The organism is Maridesulfovibrio sp. (assembly GCF_963678865.1).
GTDB lineage: Bacteria > Desulfobacterota > Desulfovibrionia > Desulfovibrionales > Desulfovibrionaceae > Maridesulfovibrio.
Map to the genome: position 1 here is coordinate 1721325 of NZ_OY787459.1, position 25712 is coordinate 1747036.

The window sequence follows — 25712 nt, forward strand, 5'->3', positions numbered from 1 at the left end:
TCGGAGTTGGAATATGTTCAGACCCCTCACATAAATCCTATCGGCATTCTACCCCTTCCGGTATAGATTACCTATCTCCTAAATAAAGTTGTATCTTTCTTCATCTGGAACTTCTAAAAAAAATTAGCTAATCTTATTCTTGATGAAAGCATACCGTTCAATTTTAATATTAATCACCGCCGTCTTTATATTACACTTTTCCCGGCTGGAAAGCTATGCCCGGGAGAAACAAGCCACGCCGATTATCAAGGCCAGGCTTATTAACCAGTACCCGCACGACGAGATGGCATTTACACAGGGGTTTCTCTATCATGCCGGTTTTTTATATGAAAGCACGGGCAAACACGGAAGATCTTCCCTGCGCAAGGTCGAGCTTGAAAACGGCATAGTCCGCACTCTGGTAAAAAATGAGGAAAAAATTTTCAGTGAAGGCATCTGTTACCTGAATAATGAAATATACCAGCTAACATGGCGTTCCGGTAAATGTCACGTATATGATGCCGCATCCCTTGCCCGCACAAGAATCTTCAAATACAACGGGCAGGGATGGGGCCTGACCAGCGATGGTAATTTTATTTACCAAAGCAACGGTTCTTCGGTGATCACCTTCAGGGACCCATACGATTTTGCGCGAATTAAAAGATTGAGGGTTACTGATGGCATTGCCAACATCCACAGATTAAATGAACTTGAATACGTAAACGGGCTTATTTTCAGCAATATCTGGAAAAAAGACCGTATAGCAGCGATCAACCCCAAGAATGGAAAAGTAAAATTCTGGATTGATATATCAGCCCTGCGCCCCCTTGCCGGGGAAAAAGCCGAAGCAGCAAACGGCATTGCCTGGGATGCCGAAAAAAAACGACTTTTCGTGACCGGAAAATTCTGGAACAAGGTTTTTGAAATTGAACTACCCACACTTGCAGACAAGACCGCCTCAAACTGATCAATTGACTCTATCACTGGGCATTTGTGCCGGAGCATCATCCATCAGCATGGTACTGACGGACAATGACCGCGGACAAATTAAAATCCTCAAATCAATTTCACTGAACCATGAAGGAAATCCGGCACAGACCGCAATCAGAGGGCTGCGTGAACTGGGAGTTCCTCAGGGAACACCCACAGCAGTTACCGGGCGCAAATTCCGCCACCTGCTCGCTCTGCCCACCATTTCCGAACCGCAGGCTCTTGAAACTGCGCTGACCCATGACAATTTTATTAAAGAAGGCTACCGCACCGTGCTCAGCGCAGGCGGTGAGACTTTTATGGCCTACCTGCTTGATGCCGACGGCAAGGTGGCAACCGTCCATACCGGAAACAAATGCGCATCCGGTACCGGTGAGTTTCTGGCACAGCAACTTGGCCGCATGGGTCTTACTTTAGACAAAATGTCTGCCATGCAGGAATGTGAGCCGCATAAAGTTTCCGGGCGCTGTTCCGTATTCTGTAAAAGTGATTGCACCCACGCACTGAACAAGGGAATAAAAAAAGAAGCAGTTGTGGCCGGACTGGCCCGTATGATGGCAGGAAAATGCATTGAACTGCTGCGCAAACTGCCTTCCGAAAAAGTGGCCCTGATCGGCAATTGTTCACAGAACAAATTCATGGTCAATGAATTGCGCCGGGAAATACCTGACCTGCTTCTTCCGGAACACGGCCATTGTTTCGAAGCACTTGGAGCGGCAATCTGGGCCCAGACGAACGGCAATCCTCTGCCGGAAGACTTCAGCACCATCATCCGCAAGGGCGATACGGCTTTCACCTTTCTGCCCCCGCTAAAAGAGTTCACAGCTTCCGTAAAATTTTACGAATCAACAGAAGCTGAATTCATACCCGGCAACAGACTGGCCCTCGGCCTTGATGTGGGCTCGACCACAACCAAAGGGATACTGCTGGATCTGGACCGGACCGAAATCGTAGCCGCCTGCTATCTGCGTACGGACGGAGATCCCATCGGAGCTTCACGTAAAGTGTATGCTGATCTGGCTGCACAAGTTCCTGCCGGAACCACCGCCGAAGTCATGGGTGTAACCGGATCAGGACGCAACATCGCAGGGCTGCATGCGGGAACTGAAGGGATCATTAATGAAATTACCGCCCACGCCACAGCTGCAGTGCATTACGATCCGCAAGTTGACACAATTTTCGAAATCGGCGGGCAGGATGCCAAATACACATGGCTGAAAAATTCCGTTCCCTGCGACTACGCCATGAACGAAGCCTGCAGTGCCGGAACCGGATCTTTCCTTGAGGAGAGCGCCAAGGAAACTCTGGGAATTGAAGTGACCGATATTGCCGGGATAGCATTTAAAGGCCGGAAACCACCTAATTTCAACGACCAGTGTGCGGCTTTCATCGGCTCAGACCTCAAGCTTGCCGCGCAGGAAGGCGTCCCCCTTGAGGATATGGTCGCCGGGCTGGTCTACTCCGTCTGCATCAACTACTCCAACCGGGTAAAAGGCAACCGCACCGTGGGGCAGAAAATTTTCATGCAGGGCGGGGTCTGTTACAATAAGGCTGTCCCCACAGCCATGGCGGCGCTCACCGGACAGGACATCATAGTACCTCCTCATCCGGGGTTGACCGGGGCCTTTGGCGTGGCTCTTGAAGCAGCTAAACGGTCCGAACAGGGCAGTATCGCCAAAGGGGAATTCACTCCGGCAGAACTCGCTGAACGTGAAGTAAACTACAAATCTCCCTTCATCTGTAACGGGGCCGGTAGGAATTGTGATCTTGGTTGTTCAATTGCCCGTATTGAAGTTAAGGGGAAGATCTTTCCCTTCGGCGGCATATGCAACCGTTTTGATAATTCAAAGGCGGCAACAAAAAACAAACCGGCTGAAGATCTCGTACTCTGGCGTGAAAAAAGGGTTTTCCGGGACCTGACCGAACCGGTTGAGGGTCAACCGGTGATCGGCATGAACCGCTCCCTGCTGATGAATACATGGTTTCCGCTTTTTAATACCTTTTTCACAAAAATGGGTTTCGGGGTCCGATTACCGGCTAAAATTGATCCCGATGCCATAGAACAGAAAGGCGCGCCATTCTGCCATCCGGTAGAACTTGCTCACGGCGGGCTAGGCGAACTGCTGAAACTTGAGACCGACCATATTTTCCTGCCCCATCTGCGCTCCATGCCGCTCAAAAGCGGCGACCGTTCCTGCACCTGCGTGCTGGTTCAGGGCGAACCTTACTACTTGCGCTCCGCCTTCCCGGAGCTGGAAGAACGTTCCCTGCTGACCCCGCTCATCCACATGCAGGACGGAGAAGAAAAACTGCGCAAGTCCCTGCTCCAGACAGCGGCAAAGCTGCACGTTGGTGTTGAGCAGGCGGTGGATGCATTTGATGAGGCCGTTGTCGAACAGGAAAAATTCTTTACCGACCTGCGCCGCAAGGGCGAGAGCTTCATTTCCGGTCTGGATAAGGAAAGCAGGCCGGGAATGGTGCTTTTCGGCAGACCTTATAATGCATTCAGTTCATGGGGCAATAAATCGATCCCTGCCAAATTCGCCACCCGAGGTGTAAGCATTATCCCCTGCGACATGCTCCCGCGCAGCGAAAAATGCGGCGAAGATCTGAATATGTACTGGGCCACCGGGGAACAGATCATGGACTCAGCGAAACTGGTTTCAGATTACCCCGCACTCTTCGGTACCTACATAACCAATTTCTCCTGCGGGCCGGACTCCTTTCTGCTCAGCCATTTCCGAAAGATCATGGGCCGCAAACCTTCGCTGACCCTTGAACTGGACAGTCACACCGCGGATGCCGGAATCGAAACCCGCATTGAAGCATTTCTCGATATCGTGGACGGATTCAGCCGTCTGGAAGAACCGGAAGAAACAAACGCTTCCCTCTTCCGTCCGGCCCGTTGCCAAGTACGCAATGGGATTACCGGGATCACCGATTCCAAAGGGGAATGGCATGCGGTCAATTCCCCCGAAGTTACCCTGCTTATTCCCAGCCTCGGCGAGATAAGTACCGACTTTTTGGCTGCATCCATGCAGCGGGACAACATCCGCTACAAGGTGCTGGGACATGCCAGCGAAGCAGCTTTAAAAATGGGCCGCAACAATTCATCATGCAAGGAATGCCTGCCCCTGCAATTGACCGCCGGGGCATTGCTTGAATATTTGGAAAACCGTCCTAAAAACGAAATGGCCCTTTTCCTGATGCCTAAAGCCAAAGGTCCCTGCCGCTTCGGTCAGTATTCCGTATTCATGAACGACCTCATCGAACGGCTGGAAATCCCGAATCTTGCTATCTTCGCGCCCAGTTCCACTGACGGTTACGGAGGATTGAGCACCGCTGTAACCCTTGGCATGTGGCAGGGTATTGTCACAGGGTCCATTCTGGAAGATATTCACGCCACCATCTCAACTGCTGCCCAGAACAAAGGTGCATCCCTGAAACTTTTCTGGAAGGTCAGGCAGGATTTACTGGACTCGATGGCTAGCTGGAAAGAGTTTTCCACTGCCCTGCGAAAGGCAGCCTGCGATCTTTCCACCATCAAGCTGGAGAAACCCGTTCATGAATACCCGGTCATATCCCTGCTGGGGGAAATATACGTACGTCATGATCCACTGGCCCGGCGCAGCCTGCCGGAACGTCTGACCGAACAGGGGTTCATCGTCCGCGTGGCCCCGGTACTGGAATGGATGAAATATACCGACTGGCTCAACCGCAACAATATTGAAGGTAAAGCCGGACTCAAAACCATGCTCACCCAAGGCGTGAAATCATACTTTGAACGACGCATACGGCGCATTCTGTCAAAAAGCGACCTGCTCCACTATCCCGCTCCGAATGTGCGTAAAGTAGTAAACTGCGGTAAACCGCACATTTCTGAACAGCTTACCGGTGAAGCAATCCTCACTGTGGGCGCGTCCCTGCATGAAATCATGTCTCCATCCTGCGGGGTTATCTCCATCGGGCCCTTCGGGTGCATGCCCTCACGGGTTGCCGAAGCTGTGCTGAGTGAAAAATTCAGGGCAATTTCAGCCGGGGAGAAAGCAACTTCCCTGCTGAATGAAGACGAACGCCTGCCTTTCCTTGCCATTGAAACAGACGGAAATCCCTTTCCTCAACTTATTGAAGCCCGTCTGGAAGCTTTCTGCCTGCAGGCCAGAAGGTTGCATGCCCGAATGCTTTCCTATCGGGGTTAATCCTTAATTAATGCTGACTTAGTTCTTCTTGATATAGCACAATCCATTATGATACCACCTCTCAGGATGGAATGAAGCGGAAACGCTTCCTTGGGGAGGATAAGTTGAGTAGAAGATTTATTGGGCTGGGCCTTTTAATCCTGCTGTTTACGATCTGCGGGTGCAGGGCAACACGATCCATAAAAACAAATATTAAAGAAGCTGTAATTTCATCAGCTCCGGAAGATAGATTTGCCAGATCAGTGGATAGCAACGAGCTATCCCAAGCCGAACGGATATGGATCGACAATCGGGATTATTTTCTGGAAAAACCCAAGGCTCTGGAAGAAATAACTAAAGCGGCCTCAAACCTAAAAAAAAGCTACAAGCCCAAAATATCTGCGGCCACCACTAATGTCCTTTCCATCCACTGGCCTGAAAAATCCGCAAAGTGGACCCTGATCCGCCTTAAGCTGGACAATGCCCGTGACCTTGTGGATGAAATTGAATCCTGCACAATCCTAAGCGACCTCGGCCAGATTCCCCCCGGATTGGCAAAGCTGAAAAATAAGCTTCACGAAAAAGAAAATATAATCCGCTCCGATGCCCGGCCACAGTTTAAAAAATATCCTTTGCAGACCGGACCGAACTTTTTTTCCATCTACCCCGTAAAATTGGACGAGGAAAAATTCCTCCAGTCTCAAGCCGCCCTGCTGGAACGCACTGTTGGCTCTGCCACCGGCGAAGGCGTACCACACATGATCAAGGAATACGGAGATGTTATCCCGGCCAAGACCATGCGCAATATGGAAGGGCAATACTTCCGGAATCTGCTCAAAAAAGAATCTCAAGGCAGGGCCCCAACCTTCCGTACGGTAATCAGAACCATGAAAAAAGCCCAGAAAATGGGTTTCCCAGTCACAGAAGTACCGAATTGCAAGATAGCCTTTGTGCGGGTTACCAGCAAAAGCCTGATGGCAGAGCACGGCATTGAATTCGGACTGGGATTTGATGTGGACCTGCCCATGGATACGGAAACACTTGAAAAAACGTCCATGTTTAATGCCAACACAGCTAAGGACGCAGACGTTGTCATTCTAATCAACGAAGTCGTATCCAGGATTGACCGCAAGACTTTCCGGCCCAAGTCATACCGCAGTAGATATATCACCGGATACCATGAGGGGTACAACCATGCATACGATCAAGCCCAGTTACGGCTGGAACAACTAAAGCTGAAACGGCAGGAACTTAACAACCGCAATAACTACCACATTCTGGGCTGGTTCGGTGCTAATGACATAACCTCCGCCGCACATCAGGCTGCAATCGAAGAACAGAAATACGACGAAGCCGTGGCCAACGCCACCAACATTCCCCAAATGATAGATAAACCTATCTACGCCAAGTACGGCTATCGGGTTGTGCCAATCAGGACTACCAAGATTGCTTCTGTGCAATATATAATTATTGACCGCAAATCCCGAACCTACTTCACTGACTTCTTTGATATTGCTCAGGAAAAAAATTTCAAAATAGCTTATGGTGTAGATCCCGACGATCCGGACAGACTAGCCCTGACCAAGCGTTTCAATACGGACAAAGAAGTTAGGGAATGGGAAAAAAAGGTTGTTCCCATCCGCCTTTCAGACATGCTCAACCATTACTTGGAGCATCAGGAAAAAGACAAAAAATACCGCAATATGGCCCGGATTCAGAAAACAATCATGAACAACCGGAATAAGGCTCTTGCGGCATTCTACAGCGATAAATACGAGTCCGACACCGGAAATGATCCACGTTTTGATTCTACAGTTATGGTCTGGCGACCGGACCGCATGGCACACGGCAGCGGCTTCTTTGTAACCAGCAACATCATCCTCACGAACCATCATGTGGTGGAAGGCGACAGTTTTGTAGAAATAAGAATGCATAACAATCAGGAAGCATTCGGCAAAGTAATGGCCTTTGATCTTTACAGGGACCTTGCACTGGTAAAAATAAATGCCCACGGAAAACCTGTTCGCTTCTACACAAAAAACACCCTTCCTGCCGGGGTTACCCTTGAGGCTATCGGAGGCCCCGCAGAATTTCCCTTCACCATTACACGGGGAATTTTCAGTGCCTATAGAAAAAGGTACAGCCACCACCTGCCGTCAAGGGATATTCAGATACGCTACATCCAGACCGATGCAGCCATCAACCCCGGCAACTCCGGCGGCCCATTGTTTTACAAAAACAAAGTGGTCGGCGTTAATTCATGTAAAATTGCCAACCAGGAAGTCGACAATCTCGCCTTTGCTGTCCATTACGCTGAAGTAATAGAATTTCTTGAGCAATACGGCATTAAATACCGCAAATAAGGAGCCTGAAATTGAACCAAAAAAGAATTCTCGTCATTACCGCAGCGGTAATGCTCGCGGCACTGGTACTTATAAGCGGGTGCCGAAGCAAGCAGCGCATGGGCATGGTCCGCGACCAGAAAACCGGGCTGCTTTACGGCTCTATGACCAGTGGTAATTTTATGCTCGACCCTTCCCAGTTTGATACCCCGGTATTAAAGCTGACTATCCGCAACACTTCCGGTGACCCGGCGGTAAATCTCAAGGCCCTGCGCAAAACCATAGAAGAATCCTATATTTCCAAGGGCTACAAGGTTGTAAAAAATGGAAGGTACTCCATGCATCTGGATATCAATCTGCGTTATTCCGGCCAGATTTCGCAGAATATGGTCGATGAGATCAGCCTCTGGGGTGGCACTGGCGGTGCTTACATGGGAGCACAACTGGGGCAGAACCTGAACTCCATTGTGCTTGGTTCCGCGTCTGGAGCAGCCCTCGGAGCCATCATCGGGCAATACATGACACAGGATACTTACATAATGGTCGCGGATGTAATCCTTGGAATCGTGGATAAATATGCCAAGAAACGTAAAGCCATCGTCCAATTCGATGACACCCAGATAAAATGGGAGGATGAGAATGACGGATTCATTTCCTACCGTTCCCGCGAACGTTTGCAACTTGCGGTCTATGCCGGAGGGGACAACACCCCGCAAAGCAGAATCGTACGCGGGGTGACACTTAGATTTAAAAGGATTTTGCAGGATATAATCTAACAGATCCCATCACCAACCTGTTTTTATATAAAAACCCGTAATATCTATTTGATATTACGGGTTTTATTCTTGCAAAATTTATAACACAAAGCGGCTAAGCCCAGTAAAAGCTTTGGGTAAGTCCAGAGGACATTTTGTCCCCAAAAAAAGAGTTGGCCTTCGGAGAATCAGTGGAAACATCACACATCATCAAATCTGCTGCGCACGTCATTCAGTCCATCACGGTACCCCTCTGCATCTCCGTAGGGGAAAAAATGGCGATAGCGGCTGTGCACGGATTTAACCGGGCGGGCATGGCGGATCGGACACCAATACTGTTCTGTACGGGCCGCGACCTCACGCACAAAACCGATCAAGCCATTAAAATACCCGCAATAATAGCAGTTCGCCTTCTCAATAAAGTTCAGGTATTTCAGGGAGTGACGGTCAATTACCACGTAATCACGCCTGCGTACGCGTGGGATACCGTAAACCGGAAAACACATCAGCTGGTAAAGCCACGTGGAAAGATCCAGCATCAAAGCCGGAATCAGCGGCATCCAGATAAAGGGAATGGTCAGTATAACCCAAATCCCGGAATCATAAACATAGTCGCTCCACTTAGCGGCCAGCTCACGATGCTTGGCACGTACATCCGCACTGAAGCGGACCTTTTTCTCCTGCACGGTATAAAGAAACTCGCTTTTCATATCGCGCAACTCGACACGCAGTTCCTTTTCAACCGCATCCATCCGGCCTAAGATTTCATCAATTTTGCTCATGTGGCACCTTCCTTTTCAGTAACAGGTTCAATTACAGCTTCCGGGTATGGCCCGGTTTCAGGTGTCATTCATTACAGTTAGATAAATTTTATGAGTAATTGCAAGAAGAATCGGCATGAACAGGAAATTCCGCTTCCATTCGCATCATAATAAAGTTCACCGTCAGAAATATCATATATGAACTGTGCCCCGAAACCGATTCCGGTTGAACATCATACCCGTCTATCGAGCCAAAGCTCCCTGCAGTATTAAATTCTGAACGGGAAAGCTTGAACGAGAACCATGATGAATATTAGCCTATATTAATATGATAAGCCTGATATCCAATTTGACAAGGTGGGCACTTACTCAACACAAAAATATTAACAGCTTTTCAGAATTACAAATCAGAAATATAAATATCACTTTATTTAGTGCATAAAAAAAACCCGTATGCCACTCTTCCGGCATACGGGATTCTTCCATAATATATTCAGCGAATATCAAATCAGTCAGCAGCAGGCGGAATAGGTCCTCTCTTCAATCCCCAGATGAAAAGAGCCAGCCCTGCCAGAATCATAGGAACACAAAGCAGTTGCCCCATGGTCAGCCAGCCGAAAGCGATAAAACCAAGCTGGGGATCAGGCTGGCGAAAAAATTCCACAAACGCCCGAAAAAAACCGTAGCCCATGAGGAATAATCCGGTGGTTGTTCCTCGCTGGCGGGGCTTGGAGGACCAAAACCAAAGAATCGTAAACAACAAAACTCCTTCAAGTGCGCCTTCATAGAGCTGTGAAGGATGCCTCGGCATATTTCCGGCCCGCTGGCTGGGAAAAACCATTCCCCAAGGAACATCGGTCACCCGGCCCCAAAGTTCACCGTTGATGAAATTGCCCATACGTCCACAAAGCAGCCCCAAAGGGGCCAGCGGAACAAGAAAGTCGCCGACATCAAGGGTTGTCCTCTGAGTGGATTTAGCAAATCTCCAAGCCACCACGGCCACCCCGACAGCCCCTCCGTGAAAGGACATGCCGCCCTTCCAGACAGCAAAGATATCCAGCGGATGGGCCAGAAAATAATCAGGTTCATAAATCAGGCAATAACCAAGTCGCGCTCCGACAACCAGACCGACCACCAACCATGTAATCAGGTCATCAACTTGTTGAGCGGTCCAGTTATTGGTCTTTTTTGAAGCCCGATAACGTCCCAGAATCCAGGCGATGGTGAAACCGATCATATACATCAGGCCGTACCAATTGGCCTTGAGAGGTCCTATCGTGAAAGCTGTAGTATCAAATTCCGGTAATACAATCATATTATGTACCTGGTTATAAGATTCCTTAAACAAAAAACTGTTCCGGGCGGACTATGTTTCCCGGACAAATTCAGTTACAATCTGTGCACAGGAAATACAAGGAAATCCCATGGAAGAACAAAAAGATTTTGATATTTTAGAAATGCCTGCCGAAGGCCTCGCCGCTTACTGGCTGTCCATTAAAAAACTCATTGATGTAAAACGCAGCAAAAAAGTGCTTGAAGACGAGATACGCTATACTCGCGAACCTTACATCAAATTTTTATTGGAAACTGCATTTTCAGATCTGGATGAAACAACTGTGCGCCGCCTTACAGAAGCCAAAGCCAAAACTCTTGCAGAAGAATACGCACGCAAACTTTCCACAATGCAGATTGCCCTGCTGGCCATGTCTTCACAGGAAAATCCGCGTATCAGTTTCGTGCGCATGGCCTCGCAATTCCCTATCTCAATAATTTCTGAAAAAAAAGCATTCGCTCTGGCCCACGGACTGGTTGACGGTCTGTTCGACAAACAATCTGACCCGACCCTGCTTCTTGAATTTGACCACAAGCTGCAGCCGGACCGTTTACTCGTCAAAATGCTTTTTCACATCATACTCAGCCGCAAGGAAGGCAAACAACAGCTTGAACAACTGGTTCCGCACATCAAAACCCCCTTCTATACCAATGGCATAACGCAGGTCATTGATGGGTTCGACCACCGAATCCTAAAGTCAAACCTCAAAATTCAGGCCGACCAGATTCTGGCTTATTCAAAAACAAAAATGGATATGGCCGCTGAAATGTGCCTCGGCATCAGAGCCAAGCAGACATACGACGATATTTTCCGCATAGCCCGCGCTTTTATGCCTTAATTATTGATACCTACAGAGGCAAACTTTTTCGCCATAAATGCGTTAAAGATTCAAGCCTTCTTGTCTTTAAATTCAGCAGCGGCTTTAACGAAATTATTGGCCCAGCAGGGCATGCTCAGGGCGTGAATGTGGTTGTATCCGGCATAGATATTGTCACGGATTAGGCCGTCGTGTCCCTCAGCCATACCCTTTCCGCGAGACATCTCGAGAGCATATTTGGGTGAGGGTTCTTTATTGTCTACACAGAGAGAATAATGAAACTCATGCCCGATAACTTCTGTTCCTACAGGAAAGAACGGATTCTCGTAGACGATTTTACCGGACGTATATCCAAGACCCTGCGGACGCGGACAAAGCCGGGTGGAAAGATCGAGCACACCGGACATGTCATATTTATGCCCTTCATATTCAACATCCCGGCCAAGGTACATGAATCCTCCGCACTCAGCAAAAACAGGCAAGCCGGAATCAGCAAGACGGCGCACATGATTGCGGATGCCGGTATTCCGGGAAATTTCGTCAGCCAGTGTTTCGGGAAAACCTCCTCCGAGATAGAGACCGTGTATTTCCGGCCACGGTTCGGAAGAGATAAGGGAAATTTCTTTTACTACAGCCCCGGAGCGTCGCAAGGCTTCAAGGTTCTCTTCATAATAGAACCAAAGGGCTTCATCACGAACCACGCCGATTACCGGCTTTGATTCACTTGAAAGCTCTATTCCGCCCCATGCATCCTGAGCGGAACTCAAATCCGCAGATGCTTGAGCCGCAATTTGCGATATCGCTTCAAGATCAAGACAATCCTCGGCCATACAGCCGAGAGTATTCAGGGCCTTGTCCACCAGACTGTATTCCGTATTTGAAACCAGTCCCATGTGCCGTTCGGGAATGGGATTTTCTTTCAGCTTGGGCAGCATGCCCAGTACCGGAATATCAGTATAGGCTTCGATAGAATTTTTGAGAATACTGCGGTGACGTTCACCTGCAGTGCGATTGAGTATAACACCGGCCAGGTTGAAACCATCTTCGAATGCTTTACACCCGGCAACAATGGCAGCAACAGTGCGGGTCATTTTGGTGCAGTCTATAGTCAGGATAACCGGCGCTTTGATAATTCGGGCAAGCTCGGAGGTTGAGCAGGAACCGTCCACGTCCTTGCCGTCGAAAAGCCCGCGGTTGCCTTCCACAATTGAAATATCCGCCCCCTGCCCCTTTTCAAGAAAAAGGGAAATAAGCTTGTCGTTGGACATCAGGAAGGGGTCGAGGTTAGTGGCATACTGGCCGGAGGCAAGTCCGAGCCAACGGGCATCAATGTAATCGGGACCTTTTTTAAACGGCTTAACCACGAGCCCCTGATTTAGAAAGGCCCGGCAAAGCCCAAGAGTCACTATGGTCTTACCTGTACCGCCGCTCAATCCGGCCAAAACAATTCTTGGAAAATTCATCTGCTGCTCACGCCCTGAAAAATTCTTATCCGATACTTGCCTGCTCATTGGATTCAGTAGTGTCTATGCGTGGAAAAGACAAGAAAAAATGCCTTGTCCCAAGGGACAAGGCATTTAAGAGTCGAACCAAGTGAAGACTAATCTTCGTGCTCAGCACCACCCTGCTTACCAGCGCCGGTCAGGCCGTACATGGTAGTAGAGCCGGAGGACCAGTATTCAACTTTCTCTTCTTTAACAAGAGCAGTCAGAACTTTCTTGACATCACGGCCTTTTTCTTCGGGGAAAAGTTTGGTGAAATCATTGAAGTAAAATTTGCTTTTAGCACCTGTTTTCTCTTCGAGAAACTTCAGGATTTCAGCTTTTGCGGATTCCATCTCGATCGCCATAATAAGCCTCTTTCTTTTTAAAGGGGTGCGACGAAATGCCGCACCCCATATTTCTCAATTCTAATTAGAACTTGAACTGAGTGGACTGACGCCAGGTGTAATAAGCGGGATCACGGAAATCATCGATCAGGTGAGGAGTAAACTCGATACCAGTCTTTTCGAAGAAACGTTCCCAGCCAATACGCTCTGCCCAGTCACCCAGACGCTCGTATTTGAGTGCGTCGTTCTTGTAAACATCCACGATTTTGCGGATAGTTTTGGTAAGTGTGGGCCAACGGGGAGGTTCGTTGGGGATAAATGCAACAACAACCTTGGAGAACTTAGGCATGGAGATACGGTTGGAAACCTTACCACCAACCATCAGTGCGATACCGTCACCTTCCTTATCGGAAAGGGGCAGGGAGGGGCACATGGTGTAGCAGTTACCGCAGTACATGCAGCGTTCTTCCTTAATAGCAACAGTCTTGTACTGGGTACCGTCGATTTCGACCTTGGAAGGACGAACAGCACCGGTAGGACAAGCAGCTACTGCCAGAGGAATTTCGCAGAGGTTGTCGAGGTATTCGTGGTCAATGATGGGGGGCTTACGGTGAACACCGACAACAGCGATGTCGGAGCAGTGGCAAGCACCACACATGTTCAGGCAGCAAGCAACAGCGATACGCACAGGTGCGGGCATGTTGTGGCCGGTGAACTCATCAAAGAGGTCATCCATGATGACTTTAACAGTACCGGAAGCATCGGTCGCAGGAGTGTGGCAGTGAACCCAACCCTGAGTGTGAACGATGTTGGAGATACCTGCACCGGTACCACCGACGGGGAACTTGTAGGAACCGCCAGCGAATTTACGGCTGAGCAGATCGTCTTTAAGGGCAGTCATTTTGTCCTTAGAGTCGGTCATGAACTCAACGTTGTTACGGGTGGTGAAGCGGAGGTAACCGTCGCAGTGTTTATCTGCGATTTCACACATTTCACGAATCAGAGAAACACTCATGAGGCGAGCGGTACCACAGCGGACTGTGTATACTTCATCTCCGGATTCTGCAACGTGAACCAGTACGCCCGGCTCAAGGATTTCGTGGTAGAGCCACTTGCCGTAGTTGTTCTTGATAACCGGGGGCAGGAACTCTCTGTAGTCGCGAGGTCCAATATCCGAGATCCGGTTTTCCATCGGTTTGTCTGGATTGTAGCCAGAAGAAACGAACGCCATGTCTGTCCTCCCGTATTATCTCTGGTGTCTTTTTCTGTATTCGTTAACGTCACGTTCCCAAGGACCATCAACATCTTCAGCTTTCCAGAAGATGTAGGGGTTGTGTCTGGGTTCCTGAACGTGTCTGGGATCAGCCTTGATGCCGGTAACTTCGAGAAGCTTCTGGAAGCCCATGCGACGCATGGTCTCACCGAGACGCTCACGGTTTTTACCTTCTTCCATCCACCAGTCCCAAATGTTTTCAACAACTTCTTTAACTTCGTCGAAAGGCTCTTCAACCTTGATGAAGGGAACTACGAGGGAGCTGAGCTGAGGACCGTCGAGGATCGGAGCTTTAGCACCACAGAGGATGGATGCACCGCGATCGTTACCGATCATCAGTGCGCGAGGCATGGTGTTGATGCAGTGCATGCAGTGCATACATTCTTTGTCGTTGATGGAGAGTTTACCATCTTCGTACTTCATGCATTTACCGGGGCAGCGATCAACAACTTCGGACTGGATGTCGAATGCACCCCAGTCACGACCGGAGTGAGCACCAGCGTTAGGCTGGAATTCGCCACCAACGTAAGCTGCAACAGCTTCCTGGTCGATGCGGATTTCGTCTTTCCAGATACCTACAACAGAGAAGTCGGAACGTGCGAGAGCACATACGCAGCTGTTGGGGCAAGCATCAAATTTGAATTTGAACTTGTAAGGGAAAGCGGGACGGTGAAGTTCGTCCTGGAATTCCATGGTCATGTCGTAACACAGAGCCTGTGCATCGTAACATGCGTATTCACAACGGGACATACCGAGGCAAGCTGCGGGGGTACGCAGGTTGGAGCCGGAGCCACCGAGGTCAACGTTTACATCATGAGTCAGTTCGTAGAAGATTTCTTCGAGCTGAGGAGTGGTGGTTCCGAGGAAGACGATGTCACCGGTAGAACCGTGCATGTTGGTCAGACCGGAGCCGCGCATGTCCCAGATATCCATTACCTGACGCAGGAATTCAGTGGTGTAGTACTTAGCGGTGGGCTGAGCAACACGAACAGTGTGAAAGTGTGCTACGCCGGGGAACATTTCGGGCTGGTCACAGTAACGACCGATAACGCCGCCGCCGTAACCGAAAACGCCAACGATACCGCCGTGTTTCCAGTGAGTTTCACCGTCGTTGTAGGACAGCTCGAGAATACCGAGAAGGTCATCACAAACTTCGACGGGAATCTGATAATTCACGCCCTTCTCGTTTTTAGCTCTAACTTCGGCTTCTTGTTTAACGTCGGACACAAAGCTAGGCCAAGGCCCGCTTTCAAGCTCGTCCAACAAGGGAGTTTTGTGTTTCGCCATTCCCTTAAACCTCCATAAAGTTTAATAAGATATACCTACCAATACAAATTAGGCATCCGGTACTTTTGTCGGTGAACCGACATTAGCCCGGTTGCTTTCCTCTCTTAGTGCGAGATCCCTGTCATCTTTTCGATGCAAGGGATGGAAAGATACCCTTAAGTGAAAAAAAACACAACCTATAGTGCTGGATTATTAACTAACACGCTGCACACGCCCGTTGTCAATACATGATTCGGATTATCACATTTGAGAAAACTCGGACTTGCCAAGTGTGCCGTATTCAGCGTATTTACTCAACCCGAACACAAGGTGCGTTAGTAGCAGATATTTCCTACAAAAAATTTTGATAACCAGCAACATAAACTTGAAAAAGTGATTCTTTAAATATGAATGAATGCAAGCAATGCGGTACCTGCTGCCGTAAAGGCGGCCCGGCGCTGCACACTCAGGACCTGCCTCTGCTTAAAGAGGCTAACGGCATAGACCTTACTGATATAGTAACCATACGCAAAGGCGAACTGGCCTACGACCAGCCTGCAGGCGCAGTCGTACCTCTTGAAGAAGAAATTCTCAAAATCAAAGGGTCAGGCGGAGAATGGACATGTAAATTCCTGGCTCTTTCAAGTCAGGTATGCCGCATTTATAAAAACCGCCCTCTGGAATGCCAGAAACTTTTCTGTGGAGACCCGGAACCGTTGATGGAAATTTACAGCAAGGATAGAATTTCCAGAAAAGATGTTCTTCCGGGCGGGCATCCAGTTCTCGAACTTATCGTAGAACACGATAAAAAATGCGATCCCGCTAAAATGGCTGAAATAGCAGCTGCCGCCGTTGAAAACTGGGATAAAAGTGAAGAGCTTCAGGCCGACCTGCGCGAAATGCTCATTTTCGATGCAGCCGTCCGCGAGCTGGTGACCGCTAAAGCAGGTCTTCCTGAAGAATCCATGGACTTCTTCTTCGGCAGACCCATGACCATTATACTTAAGGGGTACGGCATTATCGCTACTCCCAGCGGGAAATCTTTTTCACTGCGTAAACTTTAAGGAATATTATAATGAAAGACGAACGCGGACTTTACTACTACCCTTCCCTGCAGACACGTGACACCAAAATGTACGTACGCGAAAATGAAGGTTCCATCGAGTTCAGACTCTGGTCCAACGACAACCCTGTTATCTGGGATAAACATGAGTGGCTTCCGTATGACGTAATCATGGAAGCTGCAGAAGAATACAAAAAACGTGGATCAGACCGTAATCCGCTGGCCCTTTACGACCTTAGTGTAGCCCAGCAGCTTCTCAAAGAAAACAAGATCACTCATTAAAAAACAATGTCGATGCCCTGAAATTAGAAGCGAGGCTTCTTTGCTCAAGGCTAATGGAAATTGTAACTTTGTCAGCAAGGCTTCGCCCTATCATAACGGCTAACCCTGCTTATAAAAAAATATCCCGAAAATCCAAAAAAGATTTTCGGGATATTTTTATTCTGTCTCCAGTTCAAAATTTTCTTTTCTGAGCAGAGCAGCAAAAAAACCATCGCCATCAATCAGCTTACCGCTGAAAGTACCATCATATATTCTTCCAATACCACAGGACGGGGACCGGGCTTTAAGAATTGCTTTTTTGCTGCCCACAAGCTTCGCAAGCTTCAGGGCTTCCTCCGCCCCGCGCGTAAATTTTTCCGTAACGTCATTCCCCTCATTGCTAAGGATTTTCCCGTTTACGATTTCACATGGGGGACGCGGTGTAGCCAGTCCGCCTAATTGTTCCGGGCAGACAGGTATAGCCCTACCCTCGGCAACCAGCTTCATTACCCGCTCGTCTGCATTGTTCCCGCCGTCATAGCGGCAACAAAGACCGGCCAGACAGCCGCTAACTATATACATACCTGTAACCTCCGAAAACAATGCTACATTGTTTGGTTTGAATCGTTATGATAAAGATAGATTTCATAAACAATTTGTACGGTCAAGGAGGAGTTATGCCAGCCATCACTACATCAGTTTTCGAACTGTTCAAAATCGGTCCGGGACCTTCCAGTTCCCACACCATCGGTCCCATGAAGGCCGGATATAATTTCAACAAAACTGTGGCAGATCTGGAGCCTGCAGAACAGCCGGACAATATAGAAGTGAGACTTTACGGTAGTCTCAGTGCTACCGGAAAAGGACATGGAACAGACCGGGCTGTTGTTGCCGGGCTGCTCGGTTTTCGGCCTGATAATGTTGAGTGTGATTTCCTTGATTCTCTTGCCGACGGTAAGCCGCAGCAATTTGAAAGCGGCAAAATTTCCCTGCCGCTGAGTATCAAAAACGTCGTCTATGCTGAAGTGGAAAATGATTTCCCTTATGCAAACACACTACTCATACGTCTTCGCAAAGGCGCAGAGATTCTCTTCGAACAAGAATATTATTCAATCGGTGGTGGTTTTATTAGATGGAAAGACCAACTGCCTGAAATTCAGCGCACTCCTCCTTACAAATATTCAAATATGGATGAGCTTAAATCAATCCTCGCCGAAGAAGGCATACGTATGCATCAGGCCATTCTTGCCAATGAAACAGCCATAAGCGGGATTTCAGAGGATGAAGTATATGAAAAGCTGGATGTGATTCTTGATGCCATGAAACAGGCAGTACGCAACGGTCTTGCAGCAGAAGGAGCCCTTCCCGGTCCAATCGGCCTGCACCGCAAGGCCAAACGTCTTTTTGACAACAGTTCGCAGCCAAACGCTTCAGATAGTTTCCTGATTCGCCTGAATGCATACGGATTTGCCGCCTCTGAAGAAAACGCAGCTGGCCACATAGTGGTTACCGCACCTACTTCCGGATCTGCCGGAGTTATCCCTGCAGCAGTTTATGCACTTGAGGAAGATCTGGGCATTACTCGCGAAAAGATACGCGAAGGTATGCTAGTCTGCGCAGCTCTTGGTTTCATAGCCAAACACAATGCCAGTATCGCCGGGGCTGAGGTTGGGTGTCAGGGTGAAATCGGCGTAGCCTCCGCAATGGCCGCCGGTTTGATTGCCTACGCCAACGGACACCGGTTCTGGCGCACGGAAAATGCTGCAGAATCAGCCCTTGAACACCATCTCGGAATCACATGTGACCCTGTGGGCGGCTATGTACAAATCCCTTGTATCGAACGTAATGCCATGGGTGTAGTTCGGGCCTATAATTCCTACCTCATTGCTTCGGTAGAAAATGAAAAATTCCATAAGGTCAGCTTTGACGAGGTTGTCAAAGCCATGGCCGAGACCGGGAAAGACATGAACAGCAAATACAAAGAGACTTCTCTGGGCGGGCTCGCTGTTTCTGTACCTAATTGCTAGGGAGCATCCGGCGAGTCATTCCGAAGGCCGGATAAGCCTTTATCGGGCATCACCGCCTTAACGCAAATAACCGTAATATCTTCCCAGATATTACGGTTATTTCTTTGCATGTCGCTTAAGCTAGCGATATGTGGAGCAAACAAAATTTTAATATGATGTGGCTTGGGGAAGATAAACTTTCCCAAAAGTTTACCTTCCCCAACCTCGGTAGGTATCTTAATTAGAACCAGCCTTTAATGTGCAAAGCTTTGGTCAGCTTGGCAAGCAGCTCTGGTTTGCAATTGAGATCGTCGGTCTGCTCAAGGAAATGCCTGCGCTGGGCGAAGCGGTCCTTGAGAGTCTGGAAGTACTCGGCACGGTTTTCAACGTTAGTCGGATTGTAGGTATCGTAGAATCCCGGCAAAACTTTTTCCATGCAGTTACGTTTGGGAATCTGTGCTCCGGGCAGCAGTTCCCAGTCTTCCCATTCGAGCTTGTCGGTAAGAATCATGGTCTGCAGGGTCAAGGAAGTCTGCAGGGGGATGGCATTGAGATCTGTATCAGAAGAACGCCAGAAACCTACGGAGTTGAAGCTGTAACCGTGTGCGCCACAGTCAAAGACATGTGCAAAGGCTTCAACATCTTTCCAGAGTTCATAAACACGGAATGGGTTGGCGTAGGGGATAAAGACCAGCTTCTTAAGTTCTTCTTCGGAAACGTTTTCCGCCAGATTACGCTTGGTCATCAACGCAGCACCCATTGCAACTGCGAGATATGTATCGGTAAAGCGGATAATCGGCGGCAGGCAGGTATCCTTCATGAGCCAGCAGAGGGAATCAGGGAAAGTGCAACGGTTGACGTGTTCACCGATAACATCGCGGTCGATAAGAGCACGACCATTGGGGTTACGGATATCTTGGCCAATGGGCATGACTTTGCCGTCAATTTCCAGCATGGCATGGTTCATTACAGAAACCATATATTTCCAGTCCTGATGACCTAAGGGGCGGGAGTCTGTCTTATCGAAAAGGGTCGGCTCCCAGGCACGGCAGACACGGTTTTCCGTATCAATCTGAAAAGCGTCATCGTGTAGAACTTTCTTGGCAAATCCTTCAGGCAGCGTTCCGCCGTTATCGTGGGAGTTGGTATGGGAAGACTTCCCGGTGCCGGACAAGCCGAAAAAGGCGATGGACTTCTTGCCCAGCTTCTTGATTTCAGCATCGGAACATTCGGCAAAATCAATTTCCTTGATTCCACCATGACAGGCTGCCATGCCCACACGGATACCTGAAGTCCAGGCGAGGGTAAGGGTTCCCTTCTTGCGCTCACCGAAATAGCGCATACCGAAGTTGTAAATAACGTTGCATTCTTCATCCACAAGAGCCAACTGGGGGTTGCCCTGATTATGGTAGAAAGGATCTTCGTTGCGCCAGAGGTTATCACCGACAATAATGATATCCTGAATGGGCAGTTTAGCACTCTTGGCATACTCATCTGCAAGTTCATCAAAAGGAGTGAAGTTAACCAGCCAGTTGAAAATATTAGCCGCATCGTCTTCACTGCCGAGAATTGTGGCTTTGATCATGAGATCCTGATCCAGTCCGACAACGGCTTCGGCCTTGATGAGCGGACGTTCCTGCATATCGAAAATTGCTTCACGCAGGTCACCCAGCACCTTGCGCTGATCAGGACCGTTCAATCGGTTATAGAAACGGCGGGCCATAGCAGTACGGCCGACTATTTTTCCATGGCAGTGGTTGAGCAGATTTGCTCCCTCGGGCAGACCGAGTCTTTTTGCCGCCTTAGGATAAATGGGGTAATCTGTTTCCATTACATCCCACTGCTTAAGGGCAAGTTCATATGCTTCGGCCGCATTTACTTTTCGTACCCGTTTATCAGCAAGCAGAGTTTCCGCAATCGCCCGCAGAGGCGGAATCTTGGAAAGGTCATCTTTGTAAAATTCATAGGTTGACTGACTAGCCACTGTTTTTTCCTCCAAAGAAAATGTAAGTCTCAACAACTTCTGGAAAGGCCCATTAACGGTATTTGCGATAAAATGCCACTGTTCATTTACTCAAATTTAATAAGTTTTCCCTTATGAACAGCTTCCCTTTTCGGCTTCGCAAATATTCACGCAACAGGATCAATAACATTCACACTTCCCCCTGCCGGGGCATCATAAATGAAAAGGCGCATTCCCTGCTAGAGAATGCGCCCTGGTTCAATCAGTTACGGTCTGCTGCCGCCTGTTTGCTTTCCGTTTTTCCGGTATTGGCAGTCATAACCGCAGTCGCAATTGTGCGCTTGCGTTTAGTCATTACGGTTTGTCCGGAAAGCATATTCATCCTGATTTCTCCTAAAGAGCCAGAACAGACCAGAGAACACCTGCAGCAACAGCAGAACCGAGAACGCCGGCAACGTTCGGGGCCATGGCATGCATGAGCAGGAAGTTATGCGGATCTTCATCGCGGGCAACCGTCTGGACAACTCGCGCAGAGTCGGGAACAGCGGATACGCCGGCAGCTCCGACCAGCGGGTTGATCTTGTCTTTGGTGAACAGGTTCATGAATTTGGCAAAAGCCAGTCCGCTTGCAGTTGCAACGCAGAAGGATGCAGCACCCAGCCCGAAAATAAGCATACTGTCAGGAGTCAGAAATGTCTGAGCCTGAGTGGATGCGCCAACGGAAAAACCAAGCAAAATGGTTACCGAGTCAATAAGCGAGGTGCGTGCTGTCTCGGCCAGACGCTCGGTAACGCCGGATTCTTTGAGCAGGTTACCGAAAAAGAGCATCCCCACGAGGGCAAGTGAGCCCGGTGCAATAAGCGCGGTGATGATAAAGCCGCCGACCGGAAAAAGAATCTTTTCACGGGTGGAAACTTCACGGGGTGCGCTCATACGGATAAGACGCTCTTTTTTGGTGGTCATCAGCTTCATGATAGGAGGCTGGATAACCGGGACCAATGCCATGTATGAATACGCGGCAATGGCGATTGCTCCCAGAAGATGCGGTGCCAGCTTGGAGGAGAGAAAGATGGCCGTAGGCCCGTCCGCCCCGCCGATAATACCGATAGCACCGGCCTCACTGGGAGTGAAGCCCATATACAAGGCTCCGATGAGGGTTGCAAAAATACCCATCTGGGCTGCTGCGCCGAGCAGCACAAGTCTCGGGCTTGAGAGCATGCACGAAAAATCGGTCATGGCCCCGATACCGAGAAAGATCAGGGGCGGGAAAATCCCTTTGCTGACCCCAAAGTAGATATAATAAAGCACACTGCCTTCGTCATAAACGCTGAGCGGCATCCCGGCTATGGAAGGGATGTTACCAACGATTGCACCAAACCCGATGGGCAGGAGCAGCAGCGGCTCGTAGTCCTTAATAATAGCAAGGCCGATAAAAAACGCTCCGATGACAATCATAATGAAGTTGCCGGGAGTCATCTCTGCAAAGCCTGTAGTGCTTAGAAAGTGCAGAAGTATATCCATAACGTCCGTCTAGCCCTTGTTTTTATGCAGATACGCCACTGCAGCGGCCACAACCTCCGCTTCCGAAGGACCGGTTTTAACCTGTGGAGCCGGGGCACCGGCTACAGGACCGCTGTGATGAGCCGCAGGCGGAATAATCTTATTGCAGAACGCGGCGATCTTGGGGAGCAGCGAAATATAGGCACTTACCAGAATCAGAGCCACGAACACTATGCTCATGCCTGTGATTGAAAGTGACACGCCGTTACCCGCGACCACGTTGTCCCAACTGAACAACATTTGTTGCATTTTTTATCTCCTTATTCGCTTATCTGTCAGGAGACTAGATCGTCATTTGGGCCAGAGGCTGCCCCTGCTGTACCTGATCACCCGCTGTTACGGAGTAGGAGGTCACAGTTCCGGGCTTGTGAGCCTTAACTTCCATTTCCATCTTCATGGCTTCCATGACGACGATGGTCTGTCCTTCCTGAACCTGAGTGCCGGGATCAACCGCCAACCTGATGATAAGGCCGGGCATGGGAGCCGCAACGGGTTCAGATGCTCCTGCCGGAGCTGCGGAAGCTGCCCCGCCTGCTGCCGGTGCATCGCCTGCACCAATATTGAAGGACTTGCCGTTGAGGGTCGCGGTGGAGCCGTCCACATTTACGGTGTAGGATTGGCCGTTAACAGTTACATTGACTGTTCCGGATCCGGAACCTCCGCCCACGGAAGCACCGAGCTTCTTGAGCTGTTCAGCCTCAACATCCTTCTTGTAGCGGATACCGATACGGGCTTCGCCTTTAAGATAGCTGACACCTTTATCTTTACAGGTAGCCACGATGAAAATATTTTCATCGGAAAGCTCGAAACCTTCTTTTTCGCAGATCTCACGGGCAGGTTTGAGTCCTTTGGAAGGATCAGCGTCGTTGATTTCAAGCGGAGTCTTTTTGGTCGGTTCAAGTTCCATCTGCTCGGAAGCAAGCTTTACGATCTCCTGATCAGGTTCGACCGGAGTCTTGCCGAAATAGCCCAGAACCATTTTGCCGTAACCGTCGGCAAATTTTTTCCAGGGACCGAACATTACGTTATTGAACGCCTGTTGGAAATAAAACTGGGAAACCGGGGTAACGGAAGTACCGAACCCACCCTTGCGTACAACTTCACTCATGGCCCGGATAATCTCGGGATATTTCTCCATGAGGCCGTTATCACGCAGCATCTGGGTATTTGCAGTGAGCGCACCGCCGGGCATGGGGCTGAACGGGATCATGGGATCGACCTGAGTCGCTTCGGGCGGCAGGAAGTAATCCTTCATGCAGTCGCGGAAAACGTCTTCAGCCTTGATGATTTTATCAATGTCGACATCAATGGTGTAATCAGTCCCGCGCAGGATATGCCACATGGTGATGATGTCGGTCTGGCAGGTGCCGCCGGAAGCGGGAGCCATGGACAGGTCAATGGCATCAGCACCGGCTTCGATAGCAGAGTGATAGCAGAGCCCGCCGATTCCTGCGGTCTCATGGGTATGGAAGTGGAGCATAACATCTTCGGGCAGCATCTTTTTGGCAGCCTTGATGGTCTCATAAACCTTGGCCGGCGTGGATGTGCCGGAAGCGTCTTTAAAACATACGGAATCAAAAGGAATATCCGCATCAAGAATCTGACGCAGGGTTTTCTCGTAAAAGGCAGCGTCATGTGCGCCGGAACATCCGGGCGGCAATTCCATCATGGAAACAACCACCTGATGTTTAAGGCCGGCATCGGCAATACACTGGCCGCTGTAGATCAGGTTGTTGACGTCGTTGAGCGCGTCAAAGTTACGGATGGTGGTGATGCCGTGTTTGGCAAAGAGATCAGCATGAGCTTTGATGACGTCACTGGGCTGGGATTCAAGTCCGACAACGTTAACACCGCGAGCGAGTGTTTGAAGGTCGGCATCGGGACCTGCTGTCTCCCTAAACCTGTCCATCATTTCAAAAGCGCATTCATTGGAATAAAAGTAGAGGGCCTGGAACCGTGCGCCCCCGCCAGCTTCGAACCAATTGATCCCCGCTTCTTTTGCCGCTTCAACAGCAGGCAGGAAATCATCGGTCTTGACTCTGGCTCCGTAAACGGACTGAAAGCCGTCACGAAAGGCAGTACACATGAACCTAATCTTCTTCTTGGCCACTTCCCCTCCCTATGGTTTGAGAATGGAATAGAACTCCGCAGACGGGGAGCCTGCAGATACACATTCTTGTTAAACCCAAATTTTAAAAGGAAACCAGTAATTTACGAGAACATTTTCGTCTAGCCAGAATTAAGTGCGGCAACGAGACGAGCTGAAAGTAAAACTGACTTAACACAATCCTCTGACAATTTCAGCAAAAAAGAGTAGCTTAAAAAAATTTTAATGGATAAATTGTATATTTAATCTTTTTAACCTTCCGCAACACACCTGCAGCCGACATTAAGCCAACCAACAATTCTAATAACATACTGTTTTTACAGTAAATAATACGCCATGTATAACATTTTAACCAAGAAAAGAATCTTTCAGAGTTTTTACCTCATCCCCCAGTAATCTGGCCTTGTCCCCGGCGACAGTTCATAATCGAACCTTATTTTGAACGAAAAACAACACATTTGGACTTTTTTTCACAACTATATTTACAATTTTGTTTTTAACTACGCAATTTGTTTTCACTCTGCAAAATACCTACCTGGTAAGTAGCTAATTATGGTAGAATATTCCCCGTTGGGGCTAAAAGCGCCAAGCATAAAAAAAGCCGCCCATTTACACAGGACGGCTTCGTCATAGCATTTCTTGATCACGCAATAGTCATCGCATGCTACCAACGCTTAAGCATCTTTAAAAACTATAATTTTATTTTTTTTACTACTTTTGTCGAAGATCATTTACGCAAGTTTCCGAGTCAGTGCTGCATCCGCCATTTTTAGACGCAGAGCAATCACAACCGCAATCACATCCGCAACCACAGGAGCCACCTCCCTTACCGAACCATTTTCTTACGAGATAAACTACGGCAATACCTACTGCGCCGAAAACAACTATATTTTCCATCAGGGACTCCGTTGATACAGGATTTCAATTTCATCTAACTCAATTGTAATCCCGTAAATCACGAAGTCAAGCTATGGATATTAAAACCTGCCATCTGAAAGGATAGAATCAAACAATGAAGCTCTGCCAGAACCCCAAAAGTTTGTTCACTGGACCGGGAAACCGTTCCACAAGAGTCTTCCACGCGATATAGGTGGCTACCAAAAAAGCTGCGAAGCCGCCACAGACAATAACATCAAACAAAATTGGGATTGCTTTTTCGGATATTCTTTTTTTTGGCATATGTTACCTCCTTGCAATTAAGAAGCAACTTGCATACCAGTATAAATCAGG

At 48.9% G+C, this 25712-nt stretch carries 21 protein-coding genes; 8 read left to right on the forward strand and 13 right to left on the reverse strand.

Annotated features, from left to right (window positions below; genetic code table 11):
* Positions 1 to 142 precede the first annotated feature (142 nt).
* The 4 genes from ACKU41_RS08045 (at position 143) to traT (ending at position 8265) form a co-directional block, all read left to right on the forward strand.
* Positions 143 to 946, forward strand: a complete 804-nt coding sequence (locus ACKU41_RS08045) for a glutaminyl-peptide cyclotransferase (protein ID WP_321404978.1) — start codon at positions 143 to 145, stop codon at positions 944 to 946.
* A gap of 49 nt (positions 947 to 995) precedes the next feature.
* Positions 996 to 5168: an acyl-CoA dehydratase activase gene (locus tag ACKU41_RS08050; protein WP_321404980.1), complete on the forward strand. Its 4173-nt coding sequence runs from the start codon at positions 996 to 998 to the stop codon at positions 5166 to 5168.
* 104 nt (positions 5169 to 5272) lie between these two features.
* Positions 5273 to 7510 (forward strand): S1C family serine protease, encoded by a 2238-nt coding sequence (locus tag ACKU41_RS08055; RefSeq protein WP_321404981.1) that lies wholly within the window; start codon positions 5273 to 5275, stop codon positions 7508 to 7510.
* Between the two features lie 11 nt (positions 7511 to 7521).
* Positions 7522 to 8265, forward strand: coding sequence for a complement resistance protein TraT (gene traT, locus ACKU41_RS08060; RefSeq protein WP_319780886.1), 744 nt, complete (start codon positions 7522 to 7524; stop codon positions 8263 to 8265).
* A gap of 179 nt (positions 8266 to 8444) precedes the next feature.
* Here the strand turns inward: traT and ACKU41_RS08065 are convergent, their stop codons facing one another.
* Positions 8445 to 9026, reverse strand: coding sequence for a hypothetical protein (locus tag ACKU41_RS08065; RefSeq protein WP_319780887.1), 582 nt, complete (start codon positions 9024 to 9026; stop codon positions 8445 to 8447).
* A gap of 487 nt (positions 9027 to 9513) precedes the next feature.
* Entirely contained in the window at positions 9514 to 10320 is an 807-nt protein-coding gene (lgt, locus tag ACKU41_RS08070) for a prolipoprotein diacylglyceryl transferase (protein ID WP_319780889.1), read from the reverse strand.
* A 109-nt stretch (positions 10321 to 10429) separates the two neighbouring features.
* On the opposite strand from lgt, the gene ACKU41_RS08075 reads away from it, so the two are divergent.
* The gene (locus tag ACKU41_RS08075) at positions 10430 to 11176 is read left to right on the forward strand and encodes a hypothetical protein (protein ID WP_319780890.1); all 747 of its coding nucleotides are present in this window, start codon (positions 10430 to 10432) and stop codon (positions 11174 to 11176) included.
* Positions 11177 to 11226: 50 nt separating this feature from the next.
* Here the strand turns inward: ACKU41_RS08075 and ACKU41_RS08080 are convergent, their stop codons facing one another.
* The 4 genes from ACKU41_RS08080 to dsrA form a co-directional block, all read right to left on the reverse strand.
* Positions 11227 to 12618 (reverse strand): cobyrinate a,c-diamide synthase, encoded by a 1392-nt coding sequence (locus ACKU41_RS08080; protein ID WP_319780891.1) that lies wholly within the window; start codon positions 12616 to 12618, stop codon positions 11227 to 11229.
* A 137-nt stretch (positions 12619 to 12755) separates the two neighbouring features.
* On the reverse strand, positions 12756 to 12992 hold the full coding sequence (locus tag ACKU41_RS08085; RefSeq protein WP_319781024.1) for a dissimilatory sulfite reductase D family protein: 237 nt from the start codon (positions 12990 to 12992) through the stop codon (positions 12756 to 12758).
* A gap of 76 nt (positions 12993 to 13068) precedes the next feature.
* Positions 13069 to 14214, reverse strand: coding sequence for a dissimilatory-type sulfite reductase subunit beta (gene dsrB / locus ACKU41_RS08090; protein ID WP_319780892.1), 1146 nt, complete (start codon positions 14212 to 14214; stop codon positions 13069 to 13071).
* Between the two features lie 15 nt (positions 14215 to 14229).
* The gene (gene dsrA, locus ACKU41_RS08095) at positions 14230 to 15543 is read right to left on the reverse strand and encodes a dissimilatory-type sulfite reductase subunit alpha (RefSeq protein WP_319780893.1); all 1314 of its coding nucleotides are present in this window, start codon (positions 15541 to 15543) and stop codon (positions 14230 to 14232) included.
* A gap of 386 nt (positions 15544 to 15929) precedes the next feature.
* Between dsrA and ACKU41_RS08100 the strand changes: the two genes are divergently transcribed.
* On the forward strand, positions 15930 to 16586 hold the full coding sequence (locus tag ACKU41_RS08100; protein WP_321404982.1) for a YkgJ family cysteine cluster protein: 657 nt from the start codon (positions 15930 to 15932) through the stop codon (positions 16584 to 16586).
* Positions 16587 to 16597: 11 nt separating this feature from the next.
* Positions 16598 to 16867: a hypothetical protein gene (locus ACKU41_RS08105; RefSeq protein WP_319780895.1), complete on the forward strand. Its 270-nt coding sequence runs from the start codon at positions 16598 to 16600 to the stop codon at positions 16865 to 16867.
* 156 nt (positions 16868 to 17023) lie between these two features.
* Here the strand turns inward: ACKU41_RS08105 and ACKU41_RS08110 are convergent, their stop codons facing one another.
* On the reverse strand, positions 17024 to 17428 hold the full coding sequence (locus tag ACKU41_RS08110) for a DUF523 domain-containing protein (protein ID WP_319780896.1): 405 nt from the start codon (positions 17426 to 17428) through the stop codon (positions 17024 to 17026).
* A 95-nt stretch (positions 17429 to 17523) separates the two neighbouring features.
* Between ACKU41_RS08110 and ACKU41_RS08115 the strand changes: the two genes are divergently transcribed.
* Positions 17524 to 18873 (forward strand): L-serine ammonia-lyase, encoded by a 1350-nt coding sequence (locus ACKU41_RS08115; RefSeq protein WP_321404983.1) that lies wholly within the window; start codon positions 17524 to 17526, stop codon positions 18871 to 18873.
* A gap of 220 nt (positions 18874 to 19093) precedes the next feature.
* Here the strand turns inward: ACKU41_RS08115 and ACKU41_RS08120 are convergent, their stop codons facing one another.
* The 6 genes from ACKU41_RS08120 to ACKU41_RS08145 all read right to left on the reverse strand — a co-directional run bounded on the left by ACKU41_RS08120 (position 19094) and on the right by ACKU41_RS08145 (position 25661).
* On the reverse strand, positions 19094 to 20836 hold the full coding sequence (locus tag ACKU41_RS08120) for a phosphoenolpyruvate carboxykinase (ATP) (RefSeq protein ID WP_321404984.1): 1743 nt from the start codon (positions 20834 to 20836) through the stop codon (positions 19094 to 19096).
* 372 nt (positions 20837 to 21208) lie between these two features.
* A complete protein-coding gene (locus ACKU41_RS08125; RefSeq protein WP_319780903.1) occupies positions 21209 to 22336 on the reverse strand; it encodes a sodium ion-translocating decarboxylase subunit beta in 1128 nt (375 codons plus the stop codon).
* A gap of 9 nt (positions 22337 to 22345) precedes the next feature.
* Positions 22346 to 22624: an OadG family protein gene (locus ACKU41_RS08130; protein WP_321404985.1), complete on the reverse strand. Its 279-nt coding sequence runs from the start codon at positions 22622 to 22624 to the stop codon at positions 22346 to 22348.
* A 34-nt stretch (positions 22625 to 22658) separates the two neighbouring features.
* Positions 22659 to 24485, reverse strand: coding sequence for a biotin/lipoyl-containing protein (locus tag ACKU41_RS08135; RefSeq protein ID WP_321404986.1), 1827 nt, complete (start codon positions 24483 to 24485; stop codon positions 22659 to 22661).
* A 708-nt stretch (positions 24486 to 25193) separates the two neighbouring features.
* Positions 25194 to 25379, reverse strand: a complete 186-nt coding sequence (locus tag ACKU41_RS08140) for a FeoB-associated Cys-rich membrane protein (protein ID WP_319780907.1) — start codon at positions 25377 to 25379, stop codon at positions 25194 to 25196.
* A 108-nt stretch (positions 25380 to 25487) separates the two neighbouring features.
* Positions 25488 to 25661, reverse strand: coding sequence for a hypothetical protein (locus ACKU41_RS08145; protein ID WP_319780909.1), 174 nt, complete (start codon positions 25659 to 25661; stop codon positions 25488 to 25490).
* Positions 25662 to 25712 lie beyond the last annotated feature (51 nt).